This is a genomic window from Kitasatospora sp. NPDC023120 (genome assembly GCF_055560835.1).
Window position 1 is genome coordinate 124,435 of sequence record NZ_JBVHHY010000016.1, and the last position, 23,940, is coordinate 148,374.

At 73.9% G+C, this 23,940-nt stretch carries 20 protein-coding genes and 1 tRNA gene; 3 read left to right on the forward strand and 18 right to left on the reverse strand.

Annotation, left to right across the window (positions count from 1 at the left end):
- Positions 1-38: 38 nt before the first annotated feature.
- From ACZ3TI_RS23940 to ACZ3TI_RS23970, 7 genes are all read right to left on the reverse strand, one after another.
- Positions 39-111: transfer RNA gene (locus ACZ3TI_RS23940), tRNA-Ala, on the reverse strand.
- A 169-nt stretch (positions 112-280) separates the two neighbouring features.
- A complete protein-coding gene (locus tag ACZ3TI_RS23945; RefSeq protein ID WP_465729499.1) occupies positions 281-931 on the reverse strand; it encodes a histidine phosphatase family protein in 651 nt (216 codons plus the stop codon).
- Positions 928-1,386, reverse strand: a complete 459-nt coding sequence (gene rsfS, locus ACZ3TI_RS23950) for a ribosome silencing factor (RefSeq protein WP_387748248.1) — start codon at positions 1,384-1,386, stop codon at positions 928-930. Before rsfS ends, ACZ3TI_RS23945 begins: the two co-directional genes overlap by 4 nt.
- A gap of 186 nt (positions 1,387-1,572) precedes the next feature.
- The gene (locus ACZ3TI_RS23955) at positions 1,573-3,435 is read right to left on the reverse strand and encodes an LCP family protein (RefSeq protein WP_465729371.1); all 1,863 of its coding nucleotides are present in this window, start codon (positions 3,433-3,435) and stop codon (positions 1,573-1,575) included.
- Positions 3,436-3,451: 16 nt separating this feature from the next.
- Positions 3,452-4,084 carry a nicotinate-nucleotide adenylyltransferase gene (gene nadD, locus ACZ3TI_RS23960; RefSeq protein ID WP_465729373.1) on the reverse strand — a complete coding sequence of 211 codons (633 nt, stop codon included), beginning with the start codon at positions 4,082-4,084 and terminating at the stop codon, positions 3,452-3,454.
- A gap of 147 nt (positions 4,085-4,231) precedes the next feature.
- On the reverse strand, positions 4,232-4,387 hold the full coding sequence (locus tag ACZ3TI_RS23965) for a hypothetical protein (RefSeq protein WP_179852881.1): 156 nt from the start codon (positions 4,385-4,387) through the stop codon (positions 4,232-4,234).
- A 152-nt stretch (positions 4,388-4,539) separates the two neighbouring features.
- Positions 4,540-4,686 (reverse strand): hypothetical protein, encoded by a 147-nt coding sequence (locus tag ACZ3TI_RS23970; protein WP_465729375.1) that lies wholly within the window; start codon positions 4,684-4,686, stop codon positions 4,540-4,542.
- Positions 4,687-4,944: 258 nt separating this feature from the next.
- Between ACZ3TI_RS23970 and ACZ3TI_RS23975 the strand changes: the two genes are divergently transcribed.
- Positions 4,945-6,039, forward strand: coding sequence for a M48 family metallopeptidase (locus ACZ3TI_RS23975; protein WP_465729377.1), 1,095 nt, complete (start codon positions 4,945-4,947; stop codon positions 6,037-6,039).
- 135 nt (positions 6,040-6,174) lie between these two features.
- Here ACZ3TI_RS23975 and ACZ3TI_RS23980 read toward each other — a convergent pair whose 3' ends face one another.
- The 5 genes from ACZ3TI_RS23980 to proB form a co-directional block, all read right to left on the reverse strand.
- Positions 6,175-7,236 carry an SCO2583 family membrane protein gene (locus tag ACZ3TI_RS23980; RefSeq protein WP_465729380.1) on the reverse strand — a complete coding sequence of 354 codons (1,062 nt, stop codon included), beginning with the start codon at positions 7,234-7,236 and terminating at the stop codon, positions 6,175-6,177.
- A 141-nt stretch (positions 7,237-7,377) separates the two neighbouring features.
- Positions 7,378-7,962, reverse strand: coding sequence for an SCO2584 family spore wall biosynthesis protein (locus tag ACZ3TI_RS23985; RefSeq protein WP_465729382.1), 585 nt, complete (start codon positions 7,960-7,962; stop codon positions 7,378-7,380).
- 90 nt (positions 7,963-8,052) lie between these two features.
- The gene (locus tag ACZ3TI_RS23990; protein WP_465729384.1) at positions 8,053-9,375 is read right to left on the reverse strand and encodes a glutamate-5-semialdehyde dehydrogenase; all 1,323 of its coding nucleotides are present in this window, start codon (positions 9,373-9,375) and stop codon (positions 8,053-8,055) included.
- A 184-nt stretch (positions 9,376-9,559) separates the two neighbouring features.
- Positions 9,560-10,084 carry a hypothetical protein gene (locus ACZ3TI_RS23995; RefSeq protein WP_465729386.1) on the reverse strand — a complete coding sequence of 175 codons (525 nt, stop codon included), beginning with the start codon at positions 10,082-10,084 and terminating at the stop codon, positions 9,560-9,562.
- Between the two features lie 174 nt (positions 10,085-10,258).
- A complete protein-coding gene (gene proB / locus ACZ3TI_RS24000; RefSeq protein WP_465729388.1) occupies positions 10,259-11,395 on the reverse strand; it encodes a glutamate 5-kinase in 1,137 nt (378 codons plus the stop codon).
- Between the two features lie 313 nt (positions 11,396-11,708).
- Between proB and ACZ3TI_RS24005 the strand changes: the two genes are divergently transcribed.
- On the forward strand, positions 11,709-12,509 hold the full coding sequence (locus tag ACZ3TI_RS24005) for a hypothetical protein (protein ID WP_465729390.1): 801 nt from the start codon (positions 11,709-11,711) through the stop codon (positions 12,507-12,509).
- A gap of 102 nt (positions 12,510-12,611) precedes the next feature.
- Here the strand turns inward: ACZ3TI_RS24005 and obgE are convergent, their stop codons facing one another.
- The 6 genes from obgE to ACZ3TI_RS24035 all read right to left on the reverse strand — a co-directional run bounded on the left by obgE (position 12,612) and on the right by ACZ3TI_RS24035 (position 22,054).
- Entirely contained in the window at positions 12,612-14,090 is a 1,479-nt protein-coding gene (obgE, locus tag ACZ3TI_RS24010; RefSeq protein WP_465729392.1) for a GTPase ObgE, read from the reverse strand.
- Between the two features lie 122 nt (positions 14,091-14,212).
- Entirely contained in the window at positions 14,213-14,470 is a 258-nt protein-coding gene (gene rpmA / locus ACZ3TI_RS24015) for a 50S ribosomal protein L27 (RefSeq protein ID WP_030058248.1), read from the reverse strand.
- A gap of 14 nt (positions 14,471-14,484) precedes the next feature.
- Positions 14,485-14,802 carry a 50S ribosomal protein L21 gene (gene rplU / locus ACZ3TI_RS24020; RefSeq protein ID WP_045696828.1) on the reverse strand — a complete coding sequence of 106 codons (318 nt, stop codon included), beginning with the start codon at positions 14,800-14,802 and terminating at the stop codon, positions 14,485-14,487.
- Between the two features lie 228 nt (positions 14,803-15,030).
- A complete protein-coding gene (locus tag ACZ3TI_RS24025; protein ID WP_465729394.1) occupies positions 15,031-18,690 on the reverse strand; it encodes an Rne/Rng family ribonuclease in 3,660 nt (1,219 codons plus the stop codon).
- A 399-nt stretch (positions 18,691-19,089) separates the two neighbouring features.
- On the reverse strand, positions 19,090-19,890 hold the full coding sequence (locus ACZ3TI_RS24030) for a TIGR03936 family radical SAM-associated protein (RefSeq protein ID WP_465729396.1): 801 nt from the start codon (positions 19,888-19,890) through the stop codon (positions 19,090-19,092).
- Between the two features lie 235 nt (positions 19,891-20,125).
- Entirely contained in the window at positions 20,126-22,054 is a 1,929-nt protein-coding gene (locus tag ACZ3TI_RS24035; RefSeq protein WP_465729398.1) for a TIGR03960 family B12-binding radical SAM protein, read from the reverse strand.
- A 501-nt stretch (positions 22,055-22,555) separates the two neighbouring features.
- Between ACZ3TI_RS24035 and ACZ3TI_RS24040 the strand changes: the two genes are divergently transcribed.
- A complete protein-coding gene (locus ACZ3TI_RS24040) occupies positions 22,556-23,872 on the forward strand; it encodes a M14 family zinc carboxypeptidase (protein ID WP_465729400.1) in 1,317 nt (438 codons plus the stop codon).
- The last annotated feature ends 68 nt before the right edge of the window (positions 23,873-23,940 follow it).

The following is a 23,940-nucleotide window of genomic DNA, read 5'->3' on the forward strand; positions in this document are numbered from 1 at the left end:
ACGGACGACCCTGGCTGACCACGACCGCCGATGCGGAGTGGAGCTATGGGGAATTGAACCCCAGACCTCTTGCATGCCATGCAAGCGCTCTACCAACTGAGCTATAGCCCCGCACTCACCGGATCTCCCGCTTCCCTTCCGGGCCGCGTTCCTTCCCTGCGAACGAGGAAGACTCTAGCTGGTCAGGGCCGGAACTGCGAAATCCGTTCCCGTGCGGCCCGGCGAGGCCCCCGCGCTCACGCGCGGCAGCCCCGCGCAGCAGCCCCGCCCGGGTGTCGCCTCAGGTGTCGTCGCCGATGACCGGCTGCGGGAGCGTGCCCGCGTTGTGCTCCAGCAGGCGCCATCCGCGCGCCCCCCGGCCGAGCACCGACCAGCAGCAGTTGGACAGCCCGCCGAAGCACTCCCACTGGGCGGGCTCCAGGTCCAGCAGCCGTCCGAGCATGGTGCGGATCGTCCCGCCGTGGCTGACCACGACCAGCGTGCCGTTCTCGGGCAGCTTGGCGGCGGCCTCCAGCACCACCGGCACGGAGCGGTCGGCGACCTCGGTGGCCAGCTCGCCGCCACCGCCGCGCCGCACCGGCTCGCCGGCCGCCCAGGCCGCGTACTCCTCGGGGAAGCGCTCGCGGATCTCGGCGTTGGTCAGGCCCTGCCAGGAGCCCGCGTAGGTCTCCCGCAGGCCCTCGTGGTGCGTCACGTCGAGCCCGGTGACCGCGGCCAGCTCGTCGGCGGTGCGCCGGGCGCGCTTGAGGTCCGAGGAGATCAGCAGGTCGGGGCGGAGCCCGGAGAGCAGCCGGGCCGCCCGCTGGGCCTGCTGGACGCCCTGGCCGGTCAGCTCGATGTCCGTGGTGCCCTGGAACCGCGATTCGAGGTTCCAGGACGTCTGGCCGTGCCGCCAGAAGACGATGCGCGGGCCTCGCGCCCCGCGGCTCAGTGCAGGTCCTCGGGCTTGCCGAAGTCGTCGGCCGGGGCGAGGGCGTTGCCGGCCTCGTCGGTGTGTGCGTCGGGGCGGTTGCGCGAGGCCAGGGCGTCCTCGGGCAGCGGCAGCTCGGGGCAGTCCTTCCAGAGCCGGTCGAGCGAGTAGAAGGAGCGCTCCTCGGAGTGCTGGACGTGCACGACGATGTCCAGGTAGTCGAGCAGGATCCAGCGGCCCTCGCGCTCGCCCTCGCGGCGCACCGGCTTGATGTCCAGCTGCTCGCGCAGCTGGTCCTCGATCTCCTCGGCGATCGAGCGGACCTGGCGGTCGTTGTTCGCGGAGGCGATCAGGAAGGCGTCGGTGATCGACAGCACCTCGCTGACGTCGAAGGCGATGATGTTGTGCGCGAGCTTGTCGGCCGCCGCCTGCGCGGCGACGGTGATGAGCTGCTGGCTGTGGTCGGTGACGGTCACGGTGTTCTTCCGGCTCGGCGGCTTGGGGGCGGCGCCCCGGCGCGCGGCCGGGGGTCGCCTTCCAGGATCTCACGCCGCCCGGGCGGGCCCGGAACCGATTTCCGGGCCCGCCCGGGCCGCCGTGCCCGCCGCGGGCCGGGGCCGCCGACCGTGCCGGCCCCTCGTCCCGGCCCCGGCCCGACCGTCCTACTGGTTCTTCGGCGCCTGGTAGTCCTTGCCGAGCACGACCAGCAGGTCCGCGTTCTGGGTGTCCCCGGTCACCTTCTTGACCGCCGTCTCCGGCAGGCCGAGGCTGGTCGCCAGCGACTTCGCGACGCCCTGCCGGGCGTCGTCGGTGTAGCGGATCTCACTGGCGGCCTGCGCGGCGGTCTTGGCACCGCCGGGGATGAAGGTCAGGCCCGAGTTGACGATCTGGACCTGCGCGGCGGCCGCCGCGGCGTCGTTGCCGGTGGCGTCCTGCAGCGCGACGCGCGCCGGTGCGTTGCCGGCGGCGGCGGACTTCACGGTGCCGCCCAGCACGTCCTTGACCTGCTTGCCGGCCGTCGCCTCGTCCAGGCTGCCGTCGGGCTTGACGGTCAGCGCGGTGGTGCCGAAGTGGCCGTCCTTCGCCTGCTGGGCGAGCTGGGCGAGCACCCCGGCGAGGGCGTCCTCGGGCAGCGACGGGTCGAGCACCGCGTTCATCCGGTGCACGTCGTCCTTGGCGTCCTTGAACTCGGTCGGCATGGTGCGCACCACCGCGTCCATGACCTGCCCGAACCGGGCCAGCTGGGCGTCCCGGTTCTCGCCGGGGTTCTGCAGGGTGGCGTACGCGACCGCGGCCTTCCCGCTGAGCATGGTGTTCTTCCCGGCCGCGGACAGCAGCTTGCCGTCCGGCTTGCCGCCCTCGTGGGTCTCGGCGTTGGTGTCCACCCGGACGCCGCCGAGCTGGGAGACCAGCAGTTCCAGGTACGGGGTGTCCAGCCGCCAGGTGCCGGCCACCGGGGCACCCAGCACGGTGGACAGGCCGTCCCGGGTCGCCGAGGCGCCGATGCTGTCCATGGCCTGCCCGACGGTGGTGACCGGCGGGTCGCCGGGGCCGGGCAGCCGCAGGTTGTCGGGCAGCAGCAGCACGGTGCCCTTCTTCCCGGAGGCGTCGTCGACCAGCAGCGCGCTGGACACCTTACCCTGCAGGTCCCGCAGGTGGACGACGTTGACCTGGCGCCCGCCGGCCGCGGCGGCCGCGGTCGGCTTGTCACCCGTGAACCAGAGGTAGCCGCCGGCGCCGCCCGCCGCGAGCGCCACCACCACCCCGAGGCCGATCAGCCGGTTGCGCAGCTTGCGGCGGCGCTCGGCGCGCACCTCGCTGCGGGACTCGGCGAACTTCAGCCAGTCGATGACGTCCTCGGTCTCCTCCGCCTCCTCGTCGACGAAGGTGAACTCGCCCGTGGTGTAGCTGTCCTTGGGCGCCTTGCCCCCGGTCTTGCCCCCGCGCACCCCGGCGACCTGCTCGGACGGCGCGGCTGCCTTGGCCGGCGCCGCCTCCGCGGCGGGCCGGGACGCCCGCGGGCGCGGCGGCACGGCGGCGGGAGCGGGCGCGGCGGGGGCGACCGGCGCAGCGGGCGCGACGGCCTCCGGCTGCGCCGGCGGCTCGGCGACGACCGGAGCGGCGGCGGCCTGGTACGGCTGCTGCTGGTACCCCTGCTGCTGGTAGCCGCCGTACGGGTCCTGCACGTACACCGGCTGCCCGTACTGGTCGTACTGCGGCTGCTCGTACGGGGTCTGCTCGTACGGCTCGTACGACTGCTGCTGCGGGAACTGGCCGGTCTGCTGGTACCCGTCGTACCCCTGCTGCCCCTGGTACCCCTGCTGCTGGTAGCCGCCGTACGGGTCCTGCACGTACACCGGCTGCCCGTACTGGTCGTACTGCGGCTGCTCGTACGGGGACTGCTCGTACGACGGCTGCTGCGGGTACTGCTGCTGGTACGCCTGGCCCTGGCCCTGGTACGGCTGCTGGTACTGCCCTGTGGACCAGTCCTCCGGCCGCTGCTGGCCGCCGCTGCGTTCGGTCATGCGCGCCGCTCCCGGCTCAGGTCCCGCGCGGCGCGTACAGCGCCCGCTTGTCGATGTAGCGGACCACGCCGTCCGGGACGAGGTACCAGACCGGCTCGCCCTTGGCGACCCGGTTGCGGCAGTCCGTGGAGGAGATGGCCAGCGCCGGGACCTCCACCAGGGAGACCCCGCCCACCGGAAGCCCGGCGTCCGACAGAGTGTGCCCCGGGCGGGTGCATCCGATGAAGTGGGCGAGCGAGAAGAGTTCGTCGGAGTCGCGCCAGGACAGGATCTGGGCGAGCGCGTCGGCGCCGGTGATGAAGAAGAGGTCGGCGTCCGGGTGCATGGCGTGCAGGTCGCGCAGGGTGTCGACGGTGTAGGTCGGGCCCTCGCGGTCGATGTCGATCCGGCTGACCGAGAACTGCGGGTTCTCGGCGGTGGCGATGACCGTCATCAGGTAGCGGTCCTCGGCCGGGGTGACGTGCCGGTCGCTCTTCTGCCACGGCTGCCCGGTCGGCACGAAGATCACCTCGTCCAGGTGGAACGCGCTCGCGACCTCACTGGCGGCGACGAGGTGGCCGTGGTGGATCGGGTCGAAGGTGCCGCCCATCACGCCGAGGCGCTTCTTCACCGGTTCCGGTCCGCCGGGATTCCCGGCCTGCTCTCCCATGCCGCCACACCTTACGCGACGCCCGTTACGGTGCGGGAACGCCCGGGTGGGGGCCGCCCGGAGACCTCGTGGGGGTTGTCCGCAGATGCGTGAGGGAGCGGCCGACCGGGTGGGCCGGACGCTCCCCGAGCGGTCCGCGGAACGGGCTCAGCGGTCCCGGTTGAAGCGGGTGGTGATGAAGAGCAGGAGCAGCAGGATGAACAGCGCGGCGCCACCCGTCAGGGCCGGGTTCAGGCTGTCGTGGTTGCCCCCCTCGCCCTCGGCGAGCAGGTTCAGAACGGGGAGTGCGGCGGCAGTGTTCATGGTCGGCGGGACCTTCTCGGCTCGGTAACGGACCTGGGGGTTGTTCCGGGCCGGTGAGGGCCCACCCGTCATCGTACGGGGGGTCACACGGCAACCGCTCGGCGGCCCACCGCCGCTGACCGGGCGTGAGCCTGTGCGAGAAAGGGCCGGGTCTAGTTGCCGCGGAAGGCGCGGGCCATCAGCCAGACCAGCAGGCCGATGCCCACGAAGGACGCGACCACGATGATCCGCAGGAAGAGGCCCGGGCCGGTCTCGTCGGAGATCGGCGCGGCCAGGCTGACAAGCGTGTCGGTGGACATCTGCGGGGCTCCTCGCACTGCTCGGTACCGCGGCCGGGTCCGGTCTCGGTGGTCCAGGGCATTCAGGGTAAACCGGCCTCACACCGGCACCGCCCACCGGCCCCGGGGACTCGCCCGCCGGCCCTGGGGACTCGCCCACCGGCCTCCGGGGACGAGTACGCAACCGCGGACGTTGCACAGGCAGTCGTTTCAGGCGAAGACCAGCGGGGGGCCGGCCAGGGGGCCGGGGCCGCCGTCGACCAGGAGGGTACCCAGACCATGACCGACACCACCGCGAAGACCCCGAGCCGTCGCCGCGAGCGCTTCCCCGGGATCTCCACCCGGGCCTGGGAGCACCCGGCGGACCGCTCGGCGCTGGTCGCCCTGCGCAAGCTGACCGGCTTCGACGACGTCCTGAAGAAGCTGGCCGGGCTGGTTTCCGAGCGCGCGATCCGGCTGATGTTCCTGGCCACCGCGGTGAAGACCTCCGAGCGCCAGTTCCCTGAGCTGTACGACATGGTGCGCGACACCGCGTACGTGCTCGACCTGGAGCAGGTCCCGGACCTGTACGTGACCCAGGACCCGGCGGTCAACGCGTTCACCATCGGCATCGACTCCCCGATCATCGTGGTCACCAGCGGCCTGGTCGAGCTGCTCGACGAAGAGGAGCTGCGCTCGGTCATCGGCCACGAGGTGGGCCACGCGATGTCCGGCCACGCCGTCTACCGGACGATGCTGATGATCCTCACCAACATCGCCGCCCGGATCGCCTGGGTGCCGCTCGGCAACCTGGCGATCATGGCCATCGTCACCGCGCTCAAGGAGTGGTTCCGCAAGGCGGAGCTCTCCAGCGACCGGGCCGGCCTGCTGGCCGGGCAGGACCTCCAGGCGTCCATGCGGGCCCTGATGAAGCTGGCCGGCGGGCACAACCTGGCCGAGATGAACGTCGACGCCTTCCTGGAGCAGGCCGAGGAGTACGAGAAGGCCGGGGACCTGCGCGACGGTGTCCTCAAGCTGCTCCAGGTGCTGCCGCAGACCCACCCCTTCGCGGTGGTCCGGGTCGCCCAGCTGAAGAAGTGGGCGGAGAGCGACGAGTACCGCTCGATCATGGCGGGCGCCTACCCGCGCCGCGCGGACGACCCGGACGCCTCGGTCGGCGAGCAGTGGAAGGCCGCGGCCGACCACTACACGACCTCGGTGAAGGAGAGCAAGGACCCGCTGATGGGCCTGCTGCGGGACGTCGCCGGCGGCGCCGCGACCGTCGGCGGCAAGCTCCGCGACACCTTCACCGGCAACGGCAACGGCAACGGCAACCGCGGCGGCACGAACGGCTCGAAGGGTTCGAACGGCTCGAACGGCTCGAACGAGAGCTGACCTGCCTCCGGAGCCCTGAGCGCGGAACGCTGAAGACCGAGCGCCGAGAACCGAGCGCCGAACACCGCCGACGGCCGGTGACCCACCCGGGTCACCGGCCGTCGGCCGTCCGACTGCCCCCGGGCGCCCCCGCACTCAGCTCCCCGCCAGCACCCCGCACACCTGCCACGCCGGCCGGGCGTGGTTGCCCGGGTCGACCGCCGTCGGCGGGGCGACCGTCGTGCCCTGCGCGGTGGCCAGCACCGGCTGCAGGAAGCCCGCCATCGAGGTGCCGCAGGGCGCCGGCCCGGCCTGCAGCACCGAGTCCACCAGCCGCAGCTGCGCCGCGGCCAGGTCGACCCGGTCGAACTGGAAGGTCAGCTGCCGCCGCACGGTCTCCAGGGTGACCGGCGCTCCGGCCGGGGCGCCGGCCGGCTTCAGCGCGTAGACGAAGGTGTGGTCGGTGGTGATCTGCAGCGTCCCGCTGTCCGCCTCGTCGATCCTCATCGCGCCGACCACCTTCACGGTGTCCGAGGCCAGCGCGACCTGCGCCGGGTCGAAGCGGACCAGCCAGCCGGTCACCGCGTGGTGCCGGTCGTCCACGGGCTGGGTCACGCTCGCGTCGAACTCCGCCTGCTCACCCGGGGTGACGAAGGCCCGGACGTCCGCGGTGGCGCCCTGGACCAGCGCGGTCTGCGCCAGCGAGGAGGTGACCAGGTAGCGCTGGACGGTGTCGAGCGCCTTGGTCACCTCGACCTTGCTGAAGTGCTCGGTGGGCGCCCCGGACGGGGTGTTCAGCCCGAGCGTGCCGTCCCCGTACCCGGCCGGCAGCGCGGCGTAGGGGTTCGCCGGGTCGGCGACCGGGTGGACTGCCGAAGCCGGGCTCAACGCGACCAGGCTGACGGTCAGTTGGCTGCCCTCGGCCCGGGCCGGGATCCCCCTCGGCGAGCTGACCCCGAAGTACACCGCGGCCCCGAACGCGAGCAGGATGAGCAGCAGCAGGGCGAGCGCCTGGCGCGGGATGCTGCCCAGCGGGCCGAGCCGCACCCGCGGCCGGGTGGCCTTGCCGAAGGAGCCCGCCAGCCGCTCCCGGGCGGACAGCTCCTGGATCCGGGCAGCCCGGACGAACGATTCGTCGAACACGACGGACCGGAATTCGTCCTCGTTGCCGGAACCGCCCTCGGGCGTACCCTCAGGAGGCTCTCGCGGGTCACCCATAACACCAGGGTAGGCGGACACCCGCGCCGCCACGAGGGTCCCCGCAGAGATTCCCGGGGACGCTCCGTGACCGCCCGCCCCGGGTGTGCGCCCGCGCGACGGCCTCCGGCGTTCCGGCGGGGGCCTCCGTGGTCGATACACCTAGCCCGCAGGCGCGGTCACCGCCAGCGACGGCTCGGCGGGGGCGGGGCGCGGGTCCACCCCGGCGCTGCTGCTGCCGGACTCCGGCCTGCGGGGGGTGCCCGAGGAGCCCACGCCCTGGTAGATCGCCGCGACCGCCACCGCGACCAGGCTCACGCCCATGATCACGGCGAGCACCCAGGCCACCGGCCGGTGCCAGCGCTGCTGGGCCACGTACCGGCCGCGGGCGCGCACCGGGTCGTAGCCCCGCCGCCGCCGACGGCGTCGGCCCTCCCGGTCGACGGCCCGGCCCGGGCCCGACCAGGGGTCGGGGTAGAGGTGGTCCGCGTCGAGTCCGCTCGGGTACGGGCGCAGCTCCAGCGGGAGCCCGTCTCCGGCCGAGACGTCATAGCCCCAGCCCGGGCCCGCGGTGTCCGGCTCGAACCGGGCCTCGGCGGCGGCGAGTTGCCGCTCCTTGGCGGTCGGCTCGTGCACGGCGGCGGACCGGACGAAGGCCTCATCGAAGACCACGGTGGCGAACTCGTCGTCCGCTCCACCGTGGTCGGCGCCGTCGGGGTACGGCAAGCCCCCCACATCCTCAGCCACGGATTCAGCGTATTACCGGCCGGCCGTTTTGTCTGTGGCTCCCGGCAGTTGGTCCGTCACACGTGTGACGCACCGGCTCCCGGGCCCCGCTCAGCGGGCGTCGGAGGCCCCGCCGACGGTCTGCGAGGCCTCGCCCCGCACGTGCCCGTCGCCGGTGACGATGTACTTGGTGCTGGTCAGCTCCGGCAGTCCCATCGGGCCGCGGGCGTGCAGCTTCTGGGTGGAGATGCCGATCTCCGCGCCGAAGCCGAACTCGCCGCCGTCGGTGAAGCGGGTGGAGGCGTTGACGGCCACCGTGGTCGAGTCGACCAGCTGGGTGAAGCGCCGGGCGGCGGCCTGCGAGGTGGTGACGATCGCCTCGGTGTGGCCGGAGGACCAGCGACGGATGTGCGCGACGGCGTCCTCCAGCGAGGGCACCACGGCCGCGGCCAGGTCCAGCGAGAGGTACTCGGCGCCCCAGTCCTCGTCGGTCGCGGGCACCACGGTGGCCGGGCCGCCCTCGGCGGCCTTGAGCACCGCCTCGTCGCCGTGCACCGTCACCCCGGCCTCGGCCAGGGCGGCCAGCGCGAGCGGCAGGAAGACGTCCGCGACGTCCTGGTGGACCAGCAGCGTCTCGGCCGCGTTGCAGACGCTGACCCGCTGTGCCTTGGAGTTCAGCAGGATGCCGACGGCCATCGCGAGGTCGGTCTCGGCGTCCACGTACACGTGGCAGTTGCCGGTGCCGGTCTCGATCACCGGAACGGTCGAGCCCTCGACCACGGTACGGATCAGCGAGGCGCCGCCACGCGGGATCAGCACGTCGACCAGGCCGCGGGCGCGCATCAGCTCCTGCACGGAGTCGCGGCTCTCCCCCGGCACCAGCTGGATCACGTCGGCGGGCAGCCCGGACGCGACGACGGCGTCGCGCAGGACGGCGACCAGTGCGGAGTTCGAGCGGTAGGCCGAGGCCGAGCCGCGCAGCAGCACCGCGTTGCCCGACTTGAGGCAGAGCGCGGCGGCGTCCGCGGTGACGTTCGGGCGGGCCTCGTAGATGATGCCGACCACGCCGAGCGGCACCCGCACCTGCCGCACGTCCAGACCGTTCGGCAGGGTGTAGCCGCGCACCACCTCGCCGACCGGGTCGGGCAGGCCGGCGACGTCGCGCACGTCGGAGGCGATCGCGGCGACCCGCTCGTCGGTCAACGTCAGCCGGTCGATCACCGACTCGGCCGTCCCGGCCTCCCGGGCCCGGGCCACGTCCTCGGCGTTGGCCGCGACGATCTCGGCGCTGCGGGCCACCAGCGCGTCCGCGATCGCCAGCAGCGCGGCGTCTTTCGCCTTGCGCGGCAGCGGGGCGAGCGCGGCGGCGGCCTCCCGGGCTCGGCGCGCTACGGCGAGGACGGGGCTGTCGGCGGTGGCGAGTTCGCTGGTCATGCCGCCAAGGGTAGCGACTGCACCCGCCCCGCCCGTCCTGCATTTCGCGATGCGAACACGAGGGCTCAGCGCGATGCGAACACGACGGCCCAGCGCCATGCGAACACGACGGCCCAGCGCCATGCGAACACTGCAGGCCGGCGCCCCGCGAACAGGACGGCTCCCCGGATGCGAACCGAGCAGCTCAGTACGGGTGCACCCCGCCCAGGTGCGGCGGCGGGGTTCCGAAGCCCTCCGCCACCCGCTTGTGGTACGTCGCCCGGTCCACGACCTCCAGCCCGACGATTTCCCACGGCGGCAGGTTCGCGGTGACCTTGTGCTCGCCCCAGAGCCGCAGCGCGATCGCCGCCGCGTCGTGCAGGTCCCGGGCCTGCTCCCAGTAGCGGATCTCGGCGTGGTCGGCCGCGTAGCGGGCGGTCAGGAAGAACGAGTGGTCGTGCGCCAGTTGCTCCAGCGAGGCGCGCAGCGAGGTCAGCGGGGTGACCTGCCCCGCCACGCTGAGCACGACGTGCCACAGCCGCGCCTGCTCGGGCACGGTGGGCGGGTCCGCCGCGTCCGCGTGCTGGGGCCGCAGCCTGCGCATCCCGGCGTGCACCTGGGGCGGCGGACCGGCCGGCTCGGCGGGGCCGTCCCCGCGTCCGCCGTCGATGCTGGTCAGCCGCCGGCCCGCCGTCCCTCCGGTCAGCGCTGCCTCGCGCCTGCGTTCCACCGGCGGCCTCCTGTTCGGCGATCTCGTGTCGTCCCCCCACCGGACCCGTCGACCCTCGGCCGACCGGTACGGCTGCGCCCCTCCTCGCCCGTGGCCGGGCCGCTCCCGGTACGGAGCGGCCCGCCGTCCGCACTGCGCCGATCGGCCGGCGGCCGGTGCCGGCCCGCTGGACGGTCAGCCGCGCAGAACGACCAGGTCGTCGCGGTGGACGACCTCGCGCTCGTACGCGGCGCCGAACTCCTGGGCCAGGTCGCGGGTGGACCGGCCGAGCAGGCGGGGCAACTCCCTCGCATCAAAGTTGACCAGTCCGCGAGCCACGATGTGGCCGTTTTCGCCAAGAAGGTCCACCGGATCACCCGCGGCGAACTCCCCGTCGACCTTGGTGACCCCGGCCGGCAGCAGCGAGGCGCCGCCGGAGACGACCGCCGCGACGGCGCCCGCGTCCAGGTGCAGGGCGCCGCGCGGGCTGCTCGCGTGGGCCAGCCAGAGCATCCGGTCGGAGGTGCGGGCGCCGGTGCGCAGGAAGAGCGTGCCGGTGGGGCGGCCGGACAGCGCGTCGGCGGCCTGGCTGGCGGCGGTGAGCACGACCGGGATGCCCGCGCCGGTGGCGATCCGGGCCGCCTCGACCTTGGTGACCATGCCGCCGGTGCCGACCCCGGCCTTGCCCGCGCTGCCGATCTCGATGCCGTCGAGGTCGTGCGGGCCGCCGACCCGGGCGATCCGGCTGGTGCCGGGGCGGGACGGGTCGCCGTCGTACAGGCCGTCCACGTCGGAGAGCAGCACCAGCAGGTCGGCCCGGACGAGGTGGGCGACCAAGGCGGCGAGCCGGTCGTTGTCGCCGAACTTGATTTCGGCGGTGGCGACGGTGTCGTTCTCGTTGACGATCGGCATCGCGCCCATCGCCAGCAGCTGGTCCAGGGTGCGGTAGGCGTTGCGGTAGTGGGCGCGTCGGCTGGCGTCCTCGGCGGTGAGCAGCACCTGGCCGACCCGGATGCCGTACCGGGCGAAGGAGGCGGTGTACCGGGCGACCAGCAGTCCCTGGCCGACGCTGGCGGCGGCCTGCTGCCGGGCGAGGTCCTTGGGGCGCTTGTCCAGGCCGAGCGGGGCGAGTCCCGCGGCGATGGCACCGGAGGAGACGAGCACGACCTCCGGGGCGTCCGGGCGGCTGCGCACCTTGGCGAGCGCGTCGACCAGGGCGTCGACGCGGTCGGCGTCCAGGCCGCCGGCCGCCGTGGTGAGTGAGGAGGAGCCGACCTTGACCACGATCCGTCGTGCGGTCAGCACCTCCTCCCGCAGAGAGTCCTCGCTCATCTCGCTGTACGCCCTTCCGGTGTGGTGCGGGTGCGGCGGGCCGGGCCCGGCCGTCACCCCCGAAATCTACGCGATTCACGCAGGTCGTCCGCAGGCTGTTTCATCGGCTGGACCCGGACCGGTCACGGGCTTGCCACAGCCCGTACGGCAATCCGGATGGCTGGTATGGTCCCTGACCGAAAGCCAGATCGGGGGACGGCTTCTTGCCCGCTGGACCCGTTTCGTCTTCGACCGTTGCGGTCACGAGAGGGCGGCGCCGCACTGGGCAGGCCGGCAACGGTTCGCGGTCGCGCGCCCAGGAGAAAAGCGCATCATGCGTTCGTACACCACCAAGCTGACCGTCGCCGCCCTGGCGGCGGCCACCGCCCTGTCGCTCGCGGCCTGCGGCCCGGACAACGCGGATCCGGCCGCCACCGGCGGTGCCACCGGTGCCGCTCCGGCGCCGACCAGCGGCGCTCCGGGCGCCACCGCCGGGGGCGCCGCCACCGGCGGGGCGGCCGGCGGTTCGACCGCGGCCCCGACGGGCGGCGCCACCGGCGCTGCCACGGGCGGGGCTGCCACCGGCGGCTCCACCGCCGGAACGACCCCCGGAGCCACCGGCGGTGCCGGTACGGCCGGCGCCGCGGGCGGCGGCGCCGGCGGCGGCAAGCTGCCGCAGGCCGGCACCTCGGTGAAGTTCGGCCAGCCCGCCACCGTGGACTTCGCGGACAAGACCTTCAACGCCGCCGCGAAGCTGGAGATCACCGTCACCGGCGTCGTGCCGGGCTCGATCAAGGACCTCCAGGACGCCAAGGCTCCCACCACGGGCCTGGACGGCCGCTCGCTGTTCTACGTCAGCTGGACCATGAAGAACCTCACGGACGCCAAGCTGACGTTCGCCGCCCCGAACTCCAAGTTCAAGGTCTACGACGCCTCCGGCAACTCCGCGATGTTCGCCGGCTCGGCCGGCAACCCGGTCGCCAAGTGCAGCACCCCGAGCTTCTCGGGTGCCACCAAGGACGTCGAGTTCAAGGGCTGCGACATCGTCAGCTTCCCGGCCGGCGCCAACCCGGTGATGGTCGGCTACGGCGACTCGACCGACATCACCAAGGTCCAGGCCGCCTGGACCAAGTGACGCCCGGTCACCCCTGAACACGCGAACGGCCCCCGCCACCTCGACAGGTGGTGGGGGCCGTTCGTCAGACCGGGCCGTTCGCGTCAGCCGAGCCGACCGGGCTCAGTCCTCGTCGTCGTCGCCCTCGATGGCGGCCTGGCGGCCGCTGGAGAGCGCCTCGAAGGCGAGGAACTCGGCCTCGGCCGCGTCCCGGCCCTTCTGCTTCTCGCGGCGGCGGTCGACCGCCGGGCGGGGCGACTCGAAGCGGTGGTCCTCACCGCGGCGGCCGAGCATCTCGGCGCCGGCGGCCATGGTCGGCTCCCAGTCGAAGACGACGGCGTTCTCGTCCGGGCCGATGATGACGGTGTCGCCCTCGTGCGCACCGACCTTCCACAGCTGGTCCTCGACGCCGAGGCGGGCCAGCCGGTCGGCGAGGTAGCCGACGGCCTCGTCGTTGCTGAAGTCGGTCTGGCGGACCCAGCGCTCCGGCTTGACGCCGCGGATGCGGTAGGCGCCGTCCTCCTCGGTGATGGTGAAGCCCGCGTCGTCGACGGCCTTGGGCCGCAGCACGATCCGGGTGGACTCCTCGACCGGCTTGGCGGCGCGCGCCTCGCCGACGATCCCCGCCATCGCGAAGCTCAGCTCGCGCAGGCCCTTGCGGGAGGCGGCGGAGACCTCGAACACCCGGTAGCCGCGCTCCTCCAGGGAGGCGCGGGTCAGGTCGGCGATGTCCTGGCCGTCCGGCACGTCCACCTTGTTGAGCGCGACCAGGCGCGGGCGGTCGTCCAGGCCGCCGTACTCGGCGAGCTCGGCCTCGATGGTCTCCAGGTCGGTCAGCGGGTCGCGGCCGGGCTCCAGGGTGGCGCAGTCCAGCACGTGGACCAGCACCGAACAGCGCTCGACGTGCCGCAGGAACTCCAGGCCCAGGCCGCGGCCCTGGCTGGCGCCGGGGATCAGGCCGGGCACGTCGGCGATGGTGTAGACGGTGTCGCCCGCGGTGACCACGCCGAGGTTCGGGATCAGGGTGGTGAACGGGTAGTCCGCGATCTTCGGCTTGGCGGCGGAGAGCACCGAGATCAGCGAGGACTTGCCCGCGCTCGGGTAGCCCACCAGGGCCACGTCGGCGACGGACTTGAGCTCCATCACGATGTCGCGGGCCTCGCCGGGCTCGCCGAGCAGCGCGAAGCCGGGTGCCTTGCGGCGGGCCGAGGCCAGCGCGGCGTTGCCGAGGCCGCCGCGGCCGCCCTGGGCGGCGACGAAGCTGGTGCCGTGCCCGACGAGGTCGGCCAGCACGTTGCCCTGGCGGTCGAGCACCACGGTGCCGTCCGGCACGAGCAGGACGAGGTCCTCACCGTCCGCACCGGTGCGGTTGCCGCCCGCGCCCGGCTTGCCGTTGGTGGCCTTGCGCTTGGGCGAGTGGTGGTACTCGAGCAGGGTGGTGACCTGCGAGTCCACGGTGAGGATGACGCTGCCGCCCTCACCGCCGTTGCCGCCGTCCGGGCCGCCGAGCGGCTTGAACTTCTCGCGGTGCACGGAGGCGCAGCCGTGGCCCCCGTTACCCGCGGCGACGTGAAGTTCGACGCGGTCCACGAAGGTGGTCATGGGGTGTGCCTCCAGTGCGCGAGAGTCTGCTTCTACCTGCGTAAAGCGTGAAGGGTGGACCGGAGAATTCCGGCCCACCCCTTCGCTGTGAGTCTTTATACGACTCGGGAGTCCGCGTGGACTCAGGCCTCGACGGCCACGATGTTGACGACCTTGCGGCCGCGACGGTTGCCGAACTGGACGGCACCGGCGGTCAGCGCGAACAGGGTGTCGTCGCCACCGCGACCGACGCCCGCACCCGGGTGGAAGTGGGTGCCGCGCTGGCGGACGAGGATCTCGCCGGCCGAGACGACCTGGCCGCCGAAGCGCTTCACGCCGAGGCGCTGGGCGTTCGAGTCACGGCCGTTACGGGTAGAGCTTGCGCCCTTCTTGTGTGCCATATCTCGCTAACCCCTTACTTGCTGACCGAGTCGATGCTGGTGATGCGCACCGCGGTGTGCTGCTGGCGGTGGCCCTGACGGCGGCGGTAGCCGGTCTTGTTCTTGTAACGCAGGATGACGATCTTGTCACCCTTGGTCTGGTCGACCACCTCGGCGTGAGCCTTCACGCCGGCCAGGACCCACGGGTCGGAGGTGACGGCGTCACCGTCGACGACGAGGATGGTCGAGAGCTCGACCGAGTCACCCGGCTTGGCCTCGATACGGTCGATCTCCAGCACGTCGCCGACGGCGACCTTGTGCTGGCGGCCGCCTGCGCGAACGATCGCGTACATGCGGTACCTGCTTTCCTTGCTCGGTCGGAACCCCCGACGCCAGCCACCTGGGTACGGACACAGGAGCCTCTCCCCGACTCTCCGCGCGGACGCGGTGACCTCGGGAAGGTGATGTGCTCGGGAGCATGGCGTAGACACGCCGATGGTCAAGAATACGGACCGGCCGCCCGAGGGGCAAACCGGCCCGTACGGCCCGGGGCGGGACAGCGCCCGCCCCGGGCGTGGGCACTACTCGGCCGCCGTATCACCCTCGGCGGCCGCGGCCTTCTTGGCCGCCGCGCTCGTCCGCTTGGTCGCGGTCTTGCGGGCGGTGGTCTTCTTGGCCGCCGTGGCCGTCTTCTTGGCGGCGGTCTTCTTCGCGGCGGTCTTGCGGGCGGCCCGCTTCTTCGGCGCCGGCGCCTCCTCGGCGGGGGCCTCCTCGACCGGGGCCTCGGCGGCGGGAGCCTCGGGGGCCTGCGCCTCCGGGGTCTCGGCGACCGCGGCCTCCGCGACGACGACCGGCTCGCCCGGCGCCTCGGCGGCGGCTTCGGCAGCGGCTTCCGCGACGGCCGGGGCGGCGGCCTCCAGGGCCGCCTCCAGCGCCGCCTCGGCCTTCGCCTGCAGCACCACGATCTCGGCGGTGTCCGGCGAACCGGCCGGAGCCGTCGCCTTGCGCACCGCGCGGCGGCGCGGACGCCCGGCCGGAGCGGCGGCCGGGGCCTCCGCGACGACCGGAGCGACGACCTCGGCGGCGACCGGCTCCTCGACGGCCGGAGCCTCGGCCTCGGCCTCGACGCCCGGGACCTCCAGGGCCAGCTGGCCCTCGATCTCCTCGCGCACCGGCTCGACCGCCTCGGCGGCCTCGGCCACCGTCTCGGTCACGACGGCCTCGACGGCCTGCGGCTGCTCGTGGCCCGCACCGCCCTTGCCCCGGCGACGGCGCTTGCCGCCGCCCGAGGCGGCCTCGCCCGCCGGGGCGGACGGGGCGTGGACGTGGGCGCTCGGCTGCTCCATGTGGACGATCACACCGCGGCCGTTGCAGTGCACGCAGGCCTCGGAGAAGGACTCCAGCAGGCCCTGGCCGACCCGCTTGCGGGTCATCTGGACCAGGCCCAGCGAGGTGACCTCGGCCACCTGGTGCTTGGTCCGGTCCCGGCCCAGGCACTCCAGCAGGCGGCGCAGCACCAGGTCGCGGTTGGACTCCAGCACCATGTCGATGAAGTCGATCACGATGATGCCGCCGAGGTCGCGCAGCCGCAGCTGGCGCACGATCTCCTCCGCCGCCTCGATGTTGTTGCGGGTGACCGTCTCCTCCAGGTTGCCGCCCTGGCCGACGAACTTCCCGGTGTTGACGTCGATGACGACCATCGCCTCGGTGCGGTCGATCACCAGCGAACCACCGCTGGGCAGCCAGACCTTGCGGTCCAGCGCCTTCATCAGCTGCTCGTCGATCCGGTAGGTGGCGAACACGTCCACCTCGGAGGTCCACCGCTGGAGGCGCTCGGCGAGGTCCGGGGCCACGTTGGAGACGTACTCGTGGATGGTCTTCCACGCCTCGTCGCCGGAGACGATGACCTTGGTGAAGTCCTCGTTGAAGATGTCGCGGACGACCCGGACGGTCATGTCCGGCTCGCCGTACAGCAGCGCCGGGGCGTTGCCGGTCGCGGCCTTCTTCTGGATGTCCTCCCACTGCTGCTGCAGCCGCTGGACGTCGCGGGTCAGCTCCTCCTCGGAGGCGCCCTCGGCGGCGGTGCGCACGATGACGCCCGCGTCGTCCGGGACGATCTTCTTGAGGATCTGCTTCAGGCGGGCGCGCTCGTTCTCCGGCAGCTTGCGGGAGATGCCGGTCATCGAGCCCTCGGGCACGTACACCAGGTAGCGGCCGGGCAGCGAGATCTGGCTGGTCAGGCGAGCGCCCTTGTGGCCGATCGGGTCCTTGGAGACCTGCACCAGCACGGACTGGCCGGACTTCAGCACCGACTCGATCCGACGGGGGCCGCCGTGGCCGCCCAGCGCGCCGAAGTTGACCTCGCCGGCGTACAGCACCGCGTTGCGGCCCTTGCCGATGTCGACGAAGGCGGCCTCCATCGACGGCAGGACGTTCTGGACCTTGCCCAGGTAGACGTTGCCGACGTACGAGGTGGCCTGCTCCTTGTTGACGTAGTGCTCGACCAGCACGCCGTCCTCGAGGACGCCGATCTGGGTGCGCTGGCCGTTCTGGCGCACCACCATGACGCGCTCGACCGACTCGCGGCGGGCCAGGAACTCGGCCTCGGTGATGATCGGCACCCGGCGGCGGCCCAGCTCGCGGCCCTCGCGGCGGCGCTGCTTCTTCGCCTCCAGACGGGTCGAGCCCTTGATGGACTGCACCTCGTCCGGGTCGAAGGACGGCTCGGTGGAGCGGCGGCGCGGCTCGCGCACCTTCACCACCGTGCGGACGCCGTCCTCGGTGGTCTCGGCGGCCTCGACGGCACCGGCCTCACCGCTGCGGCGGCGACGGCGACGGCGACGGCGGGACGAGGACAGGCCGGCGGCCAGCTCGTCGTCCTCCTCGTCCTCCTCCTCGGCGACGGCCTGGGCCGGCTCCTCGGCGGGCTGCTCGGCCTCGACGGTCTCGGCGGCCTCGAACTCCTCGGCCTCGCCACGGCGACGGCGGCGGCCGCCCCGGCGGCGACGGCGCGACGGACGGCCGTCGTCCTCCCACTCGCCCTCGGTCTCCGGACCAGCGGCGGGGGCCTCCGCGGCGGGCGCCTCGACGGCCGGGGCCTCGACCGGCGCCTCGACGACCGGCGCCTTGGCGACCGGGGCCTTGGCAGCCGGTGCCTTGGCGACCGGAGCGGCGGCGGCCGACTTGCGGCGGCCCGGCTCGACGCGGGTGCGGACCCGGCGGCGGCGGCCGACGCCGCTGTACTCGAACTCGTCGTCCTCCTCGCCCTCGGCGGCCACGGCCGGAGCCTCGACCGGCGCCGGGGCGGCGGCGGGCTGCTGCGGCGCGGACGGCGCGACGTAGGGGGCGGGCTCCTGGAAGACCGGAGCCTGGAAGACCGCGGTGGCCGGGCGGACGGCGCGGCGGCGCACCCGGTGGGGCGGCTCGCCCTCGGCGACCGGAGCGGCAGCCGGCGCGGCGGCGGCCGGAGCGGCAGCCGGCGCGGCGGCGGCCGGAGCGGCAGCCGGCGCGGCGGCGGCCTGGGCGGCCTCCTCCTCGGGCTCCTCCGCGACGGCAGGCTCCTCGGCCTGCGGCTCCTCGGCGGCCGGCTCCTCGACCGGGGCCTCGACGACCGGCGCGGCCTCGACCACGCGACGGCGGCGGGTGCGGCGGGCCGGAGCGGCGGGGGCCTCCTCGGCCGCCGGCTCGGCGGCGGCGGGCTCGGCCGCGGCCGGCTCCGCGACGGGGGCTTCGGCAGCGGGCGCCTCGGCGGCGGGCGCACCGGCCGGAGCCTCGGCGCGCTTGCGGGTGCGGCGGGCCCGGGCGGGCTTCTCCGCCTTCTCGTCCTTCTTCTCGGCCTTCGCCTCGACGACGGCCTTCGCCTCGACGGCAGCCTTCGCCTTGGCGGCGGCGGGCTCCTCGGCGGCGGCCTCCGGCGCGGTGACCACGATCGCGGTCGCCTCCGGCGTCCCGGCCGGGGCCTCGGCGCGCTTGCGGGTACGGCGGGCCCGGACCGGCTTCTCGGCGGCCGGCTCGGTCACCGGCTCTGCGGCCGGGGCCGGGGCGGGCTCGGCCGCCGGCGCCTCGGCCGGCAGCACCGTCTCGGCCGCCTCGACGGCCGCACCCTGCGGGGTGCCGGCCGGGCGGGAGACCGCGCGGCGACGACGGCGCGGCGGCGCGGCGGACGCGCCCTCGCCGCCGGTCGCGGCGGTCCCGTTCTGTTCCGTGGCCGCAGTCTGCTGCGGATCGGTGTTATCGAGCATGCGGGTGGATCTCCCGTCAGGCCCCCGGGCTCCGCATCCGGGCACGGCGCGGCACCGGTGGGCGGCCGGCATCGCGACGATGCTCGGGCCGGACCCTTTCACGGTGCCGCCGCGCGGACGCGAGGCCGCACAGGGGCTCGTAGTCTCGCTCGGCGCCCCGCGCTCGGCGGGGTGTCGAAAGTCTTCTGGTCTGACCAGTCTTCTGAGGTTTTCCCAAGCTGCGCCGTCCCCCAACCCCGGGTGGCTCCCGGACGGGGGCCCCGGGCCCACCGGCCGTCCTGGCCGGCAGGCCCCGGGTGGCAGGCCTGTGCGCTGCGACGACGCTCGCTCCCCTGGGGAGCCGCGGGAACCCTGGAGGACCGTCGGGCCCAGTGAGGCACTGGACCCGGCCTCCGCCCGCTAGGCGGGCGCGGTAGCGCGCGGCCCGGCGCCCGGCTCCGAGCCGGCCTGGGCCGCGGCGCGGTCGAGCGCCAGCGGGTCGGTCACCGTGCCGGTCCCCTCGTCGAGCGGCCCCTGCGCCAGCCTGGTCACCTCTGCGGGGACCGGCGGCGCCAGGTCGGCCGTCGCACGGAGACCGGACAATACGTCGTCGGGTCGTACGGCGGGTGTGGCGTGTCGTACTACCAGGCGCAGTATCGCACAGGGACGGCCGGTCCGAACATCGCGGTCGGATCCGGCCTCCGTGTCCGCAGTGCCGTCGACCTGGGGCGGGACGACCTCGAGCGCCGCCACCGCACCGCGCGCGTCGAAGACCCGCACGCCGTTCTTGGTGAGGCGTTCGACCTCGACCCGCTCCTCGGCGAGGAATCGCGCCGCCGCGCCGGCCGCCTCGGCCGGCTCGACGCCGTCCAGCCGGACCAGCCACTCGGAGGCCTCCAGGCGCTCCACGAAGTTCGGCGTCCGCACCTCGACCGCGTCGATCACGTCGAGGCCGTTCGGCAGCGACTCGTCCAGCTGCGCCCGCAGCTGCTCGGGGTCGCGGACGGCGGCCAGGCCGATCTCCAGGTACTCCGCCTCGCTCGCCACCCCGGTCGGGGCCGCGTTCGCGTAGGAGACCTTCGGGTGCGGTGTGAAGCCGGCCGAGTAGGCCATCGGAACGGCGGACCGGCGCAGGGCGCGCTCGAAGGCGCGCTGGAAGTCGCGGTGGCTGGTGAAGCGGAGCCGGCCGCGCTTGGTGTAGCGGAGACGAATCCGCTGCACCGTCGGCGCGGGCGGCGGACCGTCGGGCGTACGGCGTGCCAGGGTCGCTCAGTCCTTAGTCAGTTGTCCCCGTCCGGTATGGCGTGTTCCCGCCAGTGTCCGGACTCTGTCACCTCAAAGGGTACGCGCCCCGCCGGCCCGCTCGCCCCGCCCCTGGTCAGCCGCATACCGGCGGCCCCCGGCCGGAACGTTCCGGCCGGGGGTCCAGGGTGTGGGAACCGTCACTCGCCGACGGCTACTTGTTCACCACCGACAGCGGCAGCAGCTTCTTGCCGGTGGGGCCGATCTGGATGTTGGTGTCCATCTGCGGGCACACGCCGCAGTCGAAGCACGGCGTCCAGCGGCAGTCGTCGACCTCGACCTCCTCCAGCGCGTCCTGCCAGTCCTCCCAGAGCCAGTCCTTGTCGAGGCCGCTGTCCAGGTGGTCCCAGGGCAGCACCTCCTCGTAGGTGCGCTCACGGGTGGTGTACCAGTCGACGTCGACGCCGGTGCCGGCCAGGCCCTTCTCGGCGCAGGCGATCCAGCGGTCGTACGAGAAGTACTCGCGCCAGCCGTCGAAGCGGCCGCCGTCCTCGTAGACCGCGCGGATGACCGCGCCGACCCGGCGGTCGCCGCGGGAGAGCAGGCCCTCGATGATGCCCGGCTTGCCGTCGTGGTAGCGGTAGCCGATGTTCTTGCCGTACTTGCGGTCGCCACGGATCGAGTCGCGCAGCTTGGCCAGGCGGGCGTCGGTGGCCTCGGCGGACAGCTGCGGGGCCCACTGGAACGGGGTGTGCGGCTTGGGCACGAACCCGCCGATGGAGACGGTGCAGCGGATGTCGTTCTGGCCGGTGACCTCGCGGCCCTTCTGGATGACGTTCTTCGCCATCTCGCCGATCTGGAGCACGTCCTCGTCGGTCTCGGTCGGCAGGCCGCACATGAAGTACAGCTTCACCTGGCGCCAGCCGTTGCCGTACGCGGTGGCGACGGTGCGGATCAGGTCCTCCTCCGACACCATCTTGTTGATCACCTTGCGCATGCGCTCGCTGCCGCCCTCGGGGGCGAAGGTGAGGCCCGAGCGGCGCCCGTTGCGGGACAGCTCGTTGGCGAGGTCGATGTTGAAGGCGTCGACACGGGTGGACGGCAGCGACAGGCCGATCTTGTCCTCGGTGTAGCGGTCCGCCAGGCCCTTGGCGATCTCGCCGATCTCGGTGTGGTCGGCGCTGGACAGCGACAGCAGGCCGACCTCCTCGAAGCCGGTCGCCTTCAGCCCGCGCTCGACCATCTCGCCGATACCGGTGATGCTTCGCTCCCGCACGGGGCGCGTGATCATGCCGGCCTGGCAGAAGCGGCAGCCGCGGGTGCAGCCGCGGAAGATCTCCACGGACATCCGCTCGTGCACGGTCTCCGCGAGCGGGACGAGCGGCTGCTTCGGGTACGGCCACTCGTCGAGGTCCATGACGGTGTGCTTGGACACGCGCCACGGCACGCCCGGGGCGTTCGGCACGACGCGGCCGATCCGGCCGTCGGCCAGGTACTCCACGTCGTAGAACCGCGGCACGTAGACCCCGCCGGTACGGGCCAGGCGCAGCAGCACCTCGTCGCGGCCGCCCGGGCGGCCCTCGGCCTTCCAGGCGCGGATGACCTCGGTGATGTCGAGCACGGCCTGCTCGCCGTCGCCGACCACCGCCGCGTCCAGGAAGTCCGCGATCGGCTCCGGGTTGAAGGCCGCGTGGCCGCCGGCGAGGACGATCGGGTCCTCGTCGGTGCGGTCCTTGGCCTCCAGCGGGATGCCGGCCAGGTCGAGCGCGGTGAGCATGTTGGTGTAGCCGAGCTCGGTGGAGAACGACAGGCCGAACACGTCGAAGGCCTTCACCGGGCGGTGGGCGTCGACGGTGAACTGCGGGACGTCGTGCTCGCGCATCAGCGCTTCGAGGTCCGGCCAGACGCTGTAGGTGCGCTCGGCCAGCACGCCCTCGCGCTCGTTAAGCACCTCGTAGAGGATCATGACGCCCTGGTTGGGCAGCCCGACCTCGTAGGCGTCGGGGTACATCAGCGCCCAGCGGACGTCGCAGGCGTCCCAGTCCTTGACGGTCGAGTTGAGCTCGCCGCCGACGTACTGGATCGGCTTCTGGACGTGCGGGAGGAGGGCCTCCAGGCGTGGGAAGACCGATTCGACAGTCATGTACTAGGAACCCTTACGACGTGATTCGGTGCCGCGAGTCGGCACGGGAGGGGTGACCCTCAAGGGTAGCCCAATCCGGGGATCGGCCCGTCTGCCCGGGAGCGGCCCCGGTGCGCGGCCCCTGCGCGCTCCGGCGCGGCCCGACCGCCGGGTGCCCGCCCCGGTACGCGCAGTGCGCGCCCGCGGCCCGGCACCGTCCGCCGTTGACACGCCCGGACGGCCCGTGCGGTACTGGCAGGGCTCCGTCAAAGGGTTCTGTACCCCTTCCGGACAAGGGAGTTGGGTCGTACGCTCGGCCCTCGTCGGAGTTCCCCCGGCGCTGCCCTCCCCCTCCCCCCGCACGCACGGCCCCGTCCACCCTCACCAGGCCCGTCCGGGTCCGCCCGGCCGCCGTCCCGGCCCGCGGTGCCCCGTCCCCCGCCGCACCCCGTGCCCGGCGGCGCACCCGCGCGCCCGCGCCCCGGCGGCCGTACGATCCGTACGACCGGCGCAAGGAGAACCATGACCGACACCGGTCGGCGGATCCGCCCCCTCCGGACCCTCGACGCCCGGCCGGCCCGCTACCCCTCGCAGGCGCAGGCCGAGTGCGCCGCCCGGCGGCTCGCCCTGCGCCACCCGGACCGCTGCCGGCTGCGCGAGGTGGGCCGCTCCCGGGCCGGGCGCCCGCTGCTGCTGCTCTCCGTCGACCGCGGACCACGCGCCGTCCTCGTGGTCGGCGGACCGCACCCCAACGAGCCGATCGGCACCGCCGGGGCGGTCCGGCTGGCCGAGCTGCTGCTGGAGCGCCCCGCCCGTCCCGGGCTGTCCTGGCACCTGCTGCTCTGCCTGGACCCGGACGGCGCCGCGCTCAACGCGGGCTGGCTGGACGGGCCGCTGACCATGCGCCGCCACTACGAGCACTTCTTCCGCCCCGCGTTCGAGGAGCAGCCGGAGCTGCTGCCCGCCCCCGGCTCCGGGCGCCCGCCGATGCCGGAGAGTGTGGCGCTGACCGGTCTGATCGACGAGCTGCGTCCGTTCCTGCAGTGCTCGCTGCACGGGGTGGACTTCGGCGGCGCCTTCGTCCAGCTCACCGGCCCGGTGCCGGAGCTGGCCGAGCGCTTCGCCCGTTCCGCGGAGCGGGCCGGCCTGCCGCTCGACGTGGACTCCTACGACGCGATCGGCTGGGCCAGCCCCTCTCCCGGCACCTATCTGATGCCGGCGCCGGGCAGTTCCGAGGCGTCCCGGGCGCTGCCGGACGAGCCGGAGCTGTCCACCTGGTCCCACGCCGCCCGGTACGGCGCGGTCACCGCCGTGCTGGAGGTCCCGATGTGGGCCGTGGACGCGGTCGGCGACGCCCGTCCGCACCCGGCCGGAGCCCAGGCGCTGACCGCCGCGGCCCGCGACCTCACCGCGCGCGCCGAGGAGCTCAGCGCCCTGCTCGCCCACGTCCCGGCGTTCGGCCGCGGGGCGTACGGGCACGAGGCGTACGGCCCGCTGGTGCGCACCGCCGAGTTCAACCTGGCGGTGGCTCCGCGGGTGGCCGAGGAGTGGCTGGACCGCTGGCGCCCGGAGCCGCTCTCCTCCTCGCGGGTGACCACCGCCGGGCTGGTCGCGGCCCGCCTGCCGCTGCGGGTCGCGTCGGTCCTGCTGCGCCTGCTCGCGGACGCCCGCGGCCCGGGTGCGGAGGCCGCCAGGGAGCGCGCCCGCGCGGTGGTCGCCGACAGTCTGGACCGGCTGCGCAACCGTTTCGGGGCCCGCTGGGTGCCGGTGCCGGAGCAGCTGGCGCACCAGACCCGGGCCGTCCTCACCGCTGCCGACTGCCTGCTCCGCGCGGCCTGACCGCGGGGCGGGCCCCGAGAACAAGCCGCGGGTACGCGAAGGGACCGGCCCTCGGCACGGCGAAGGGG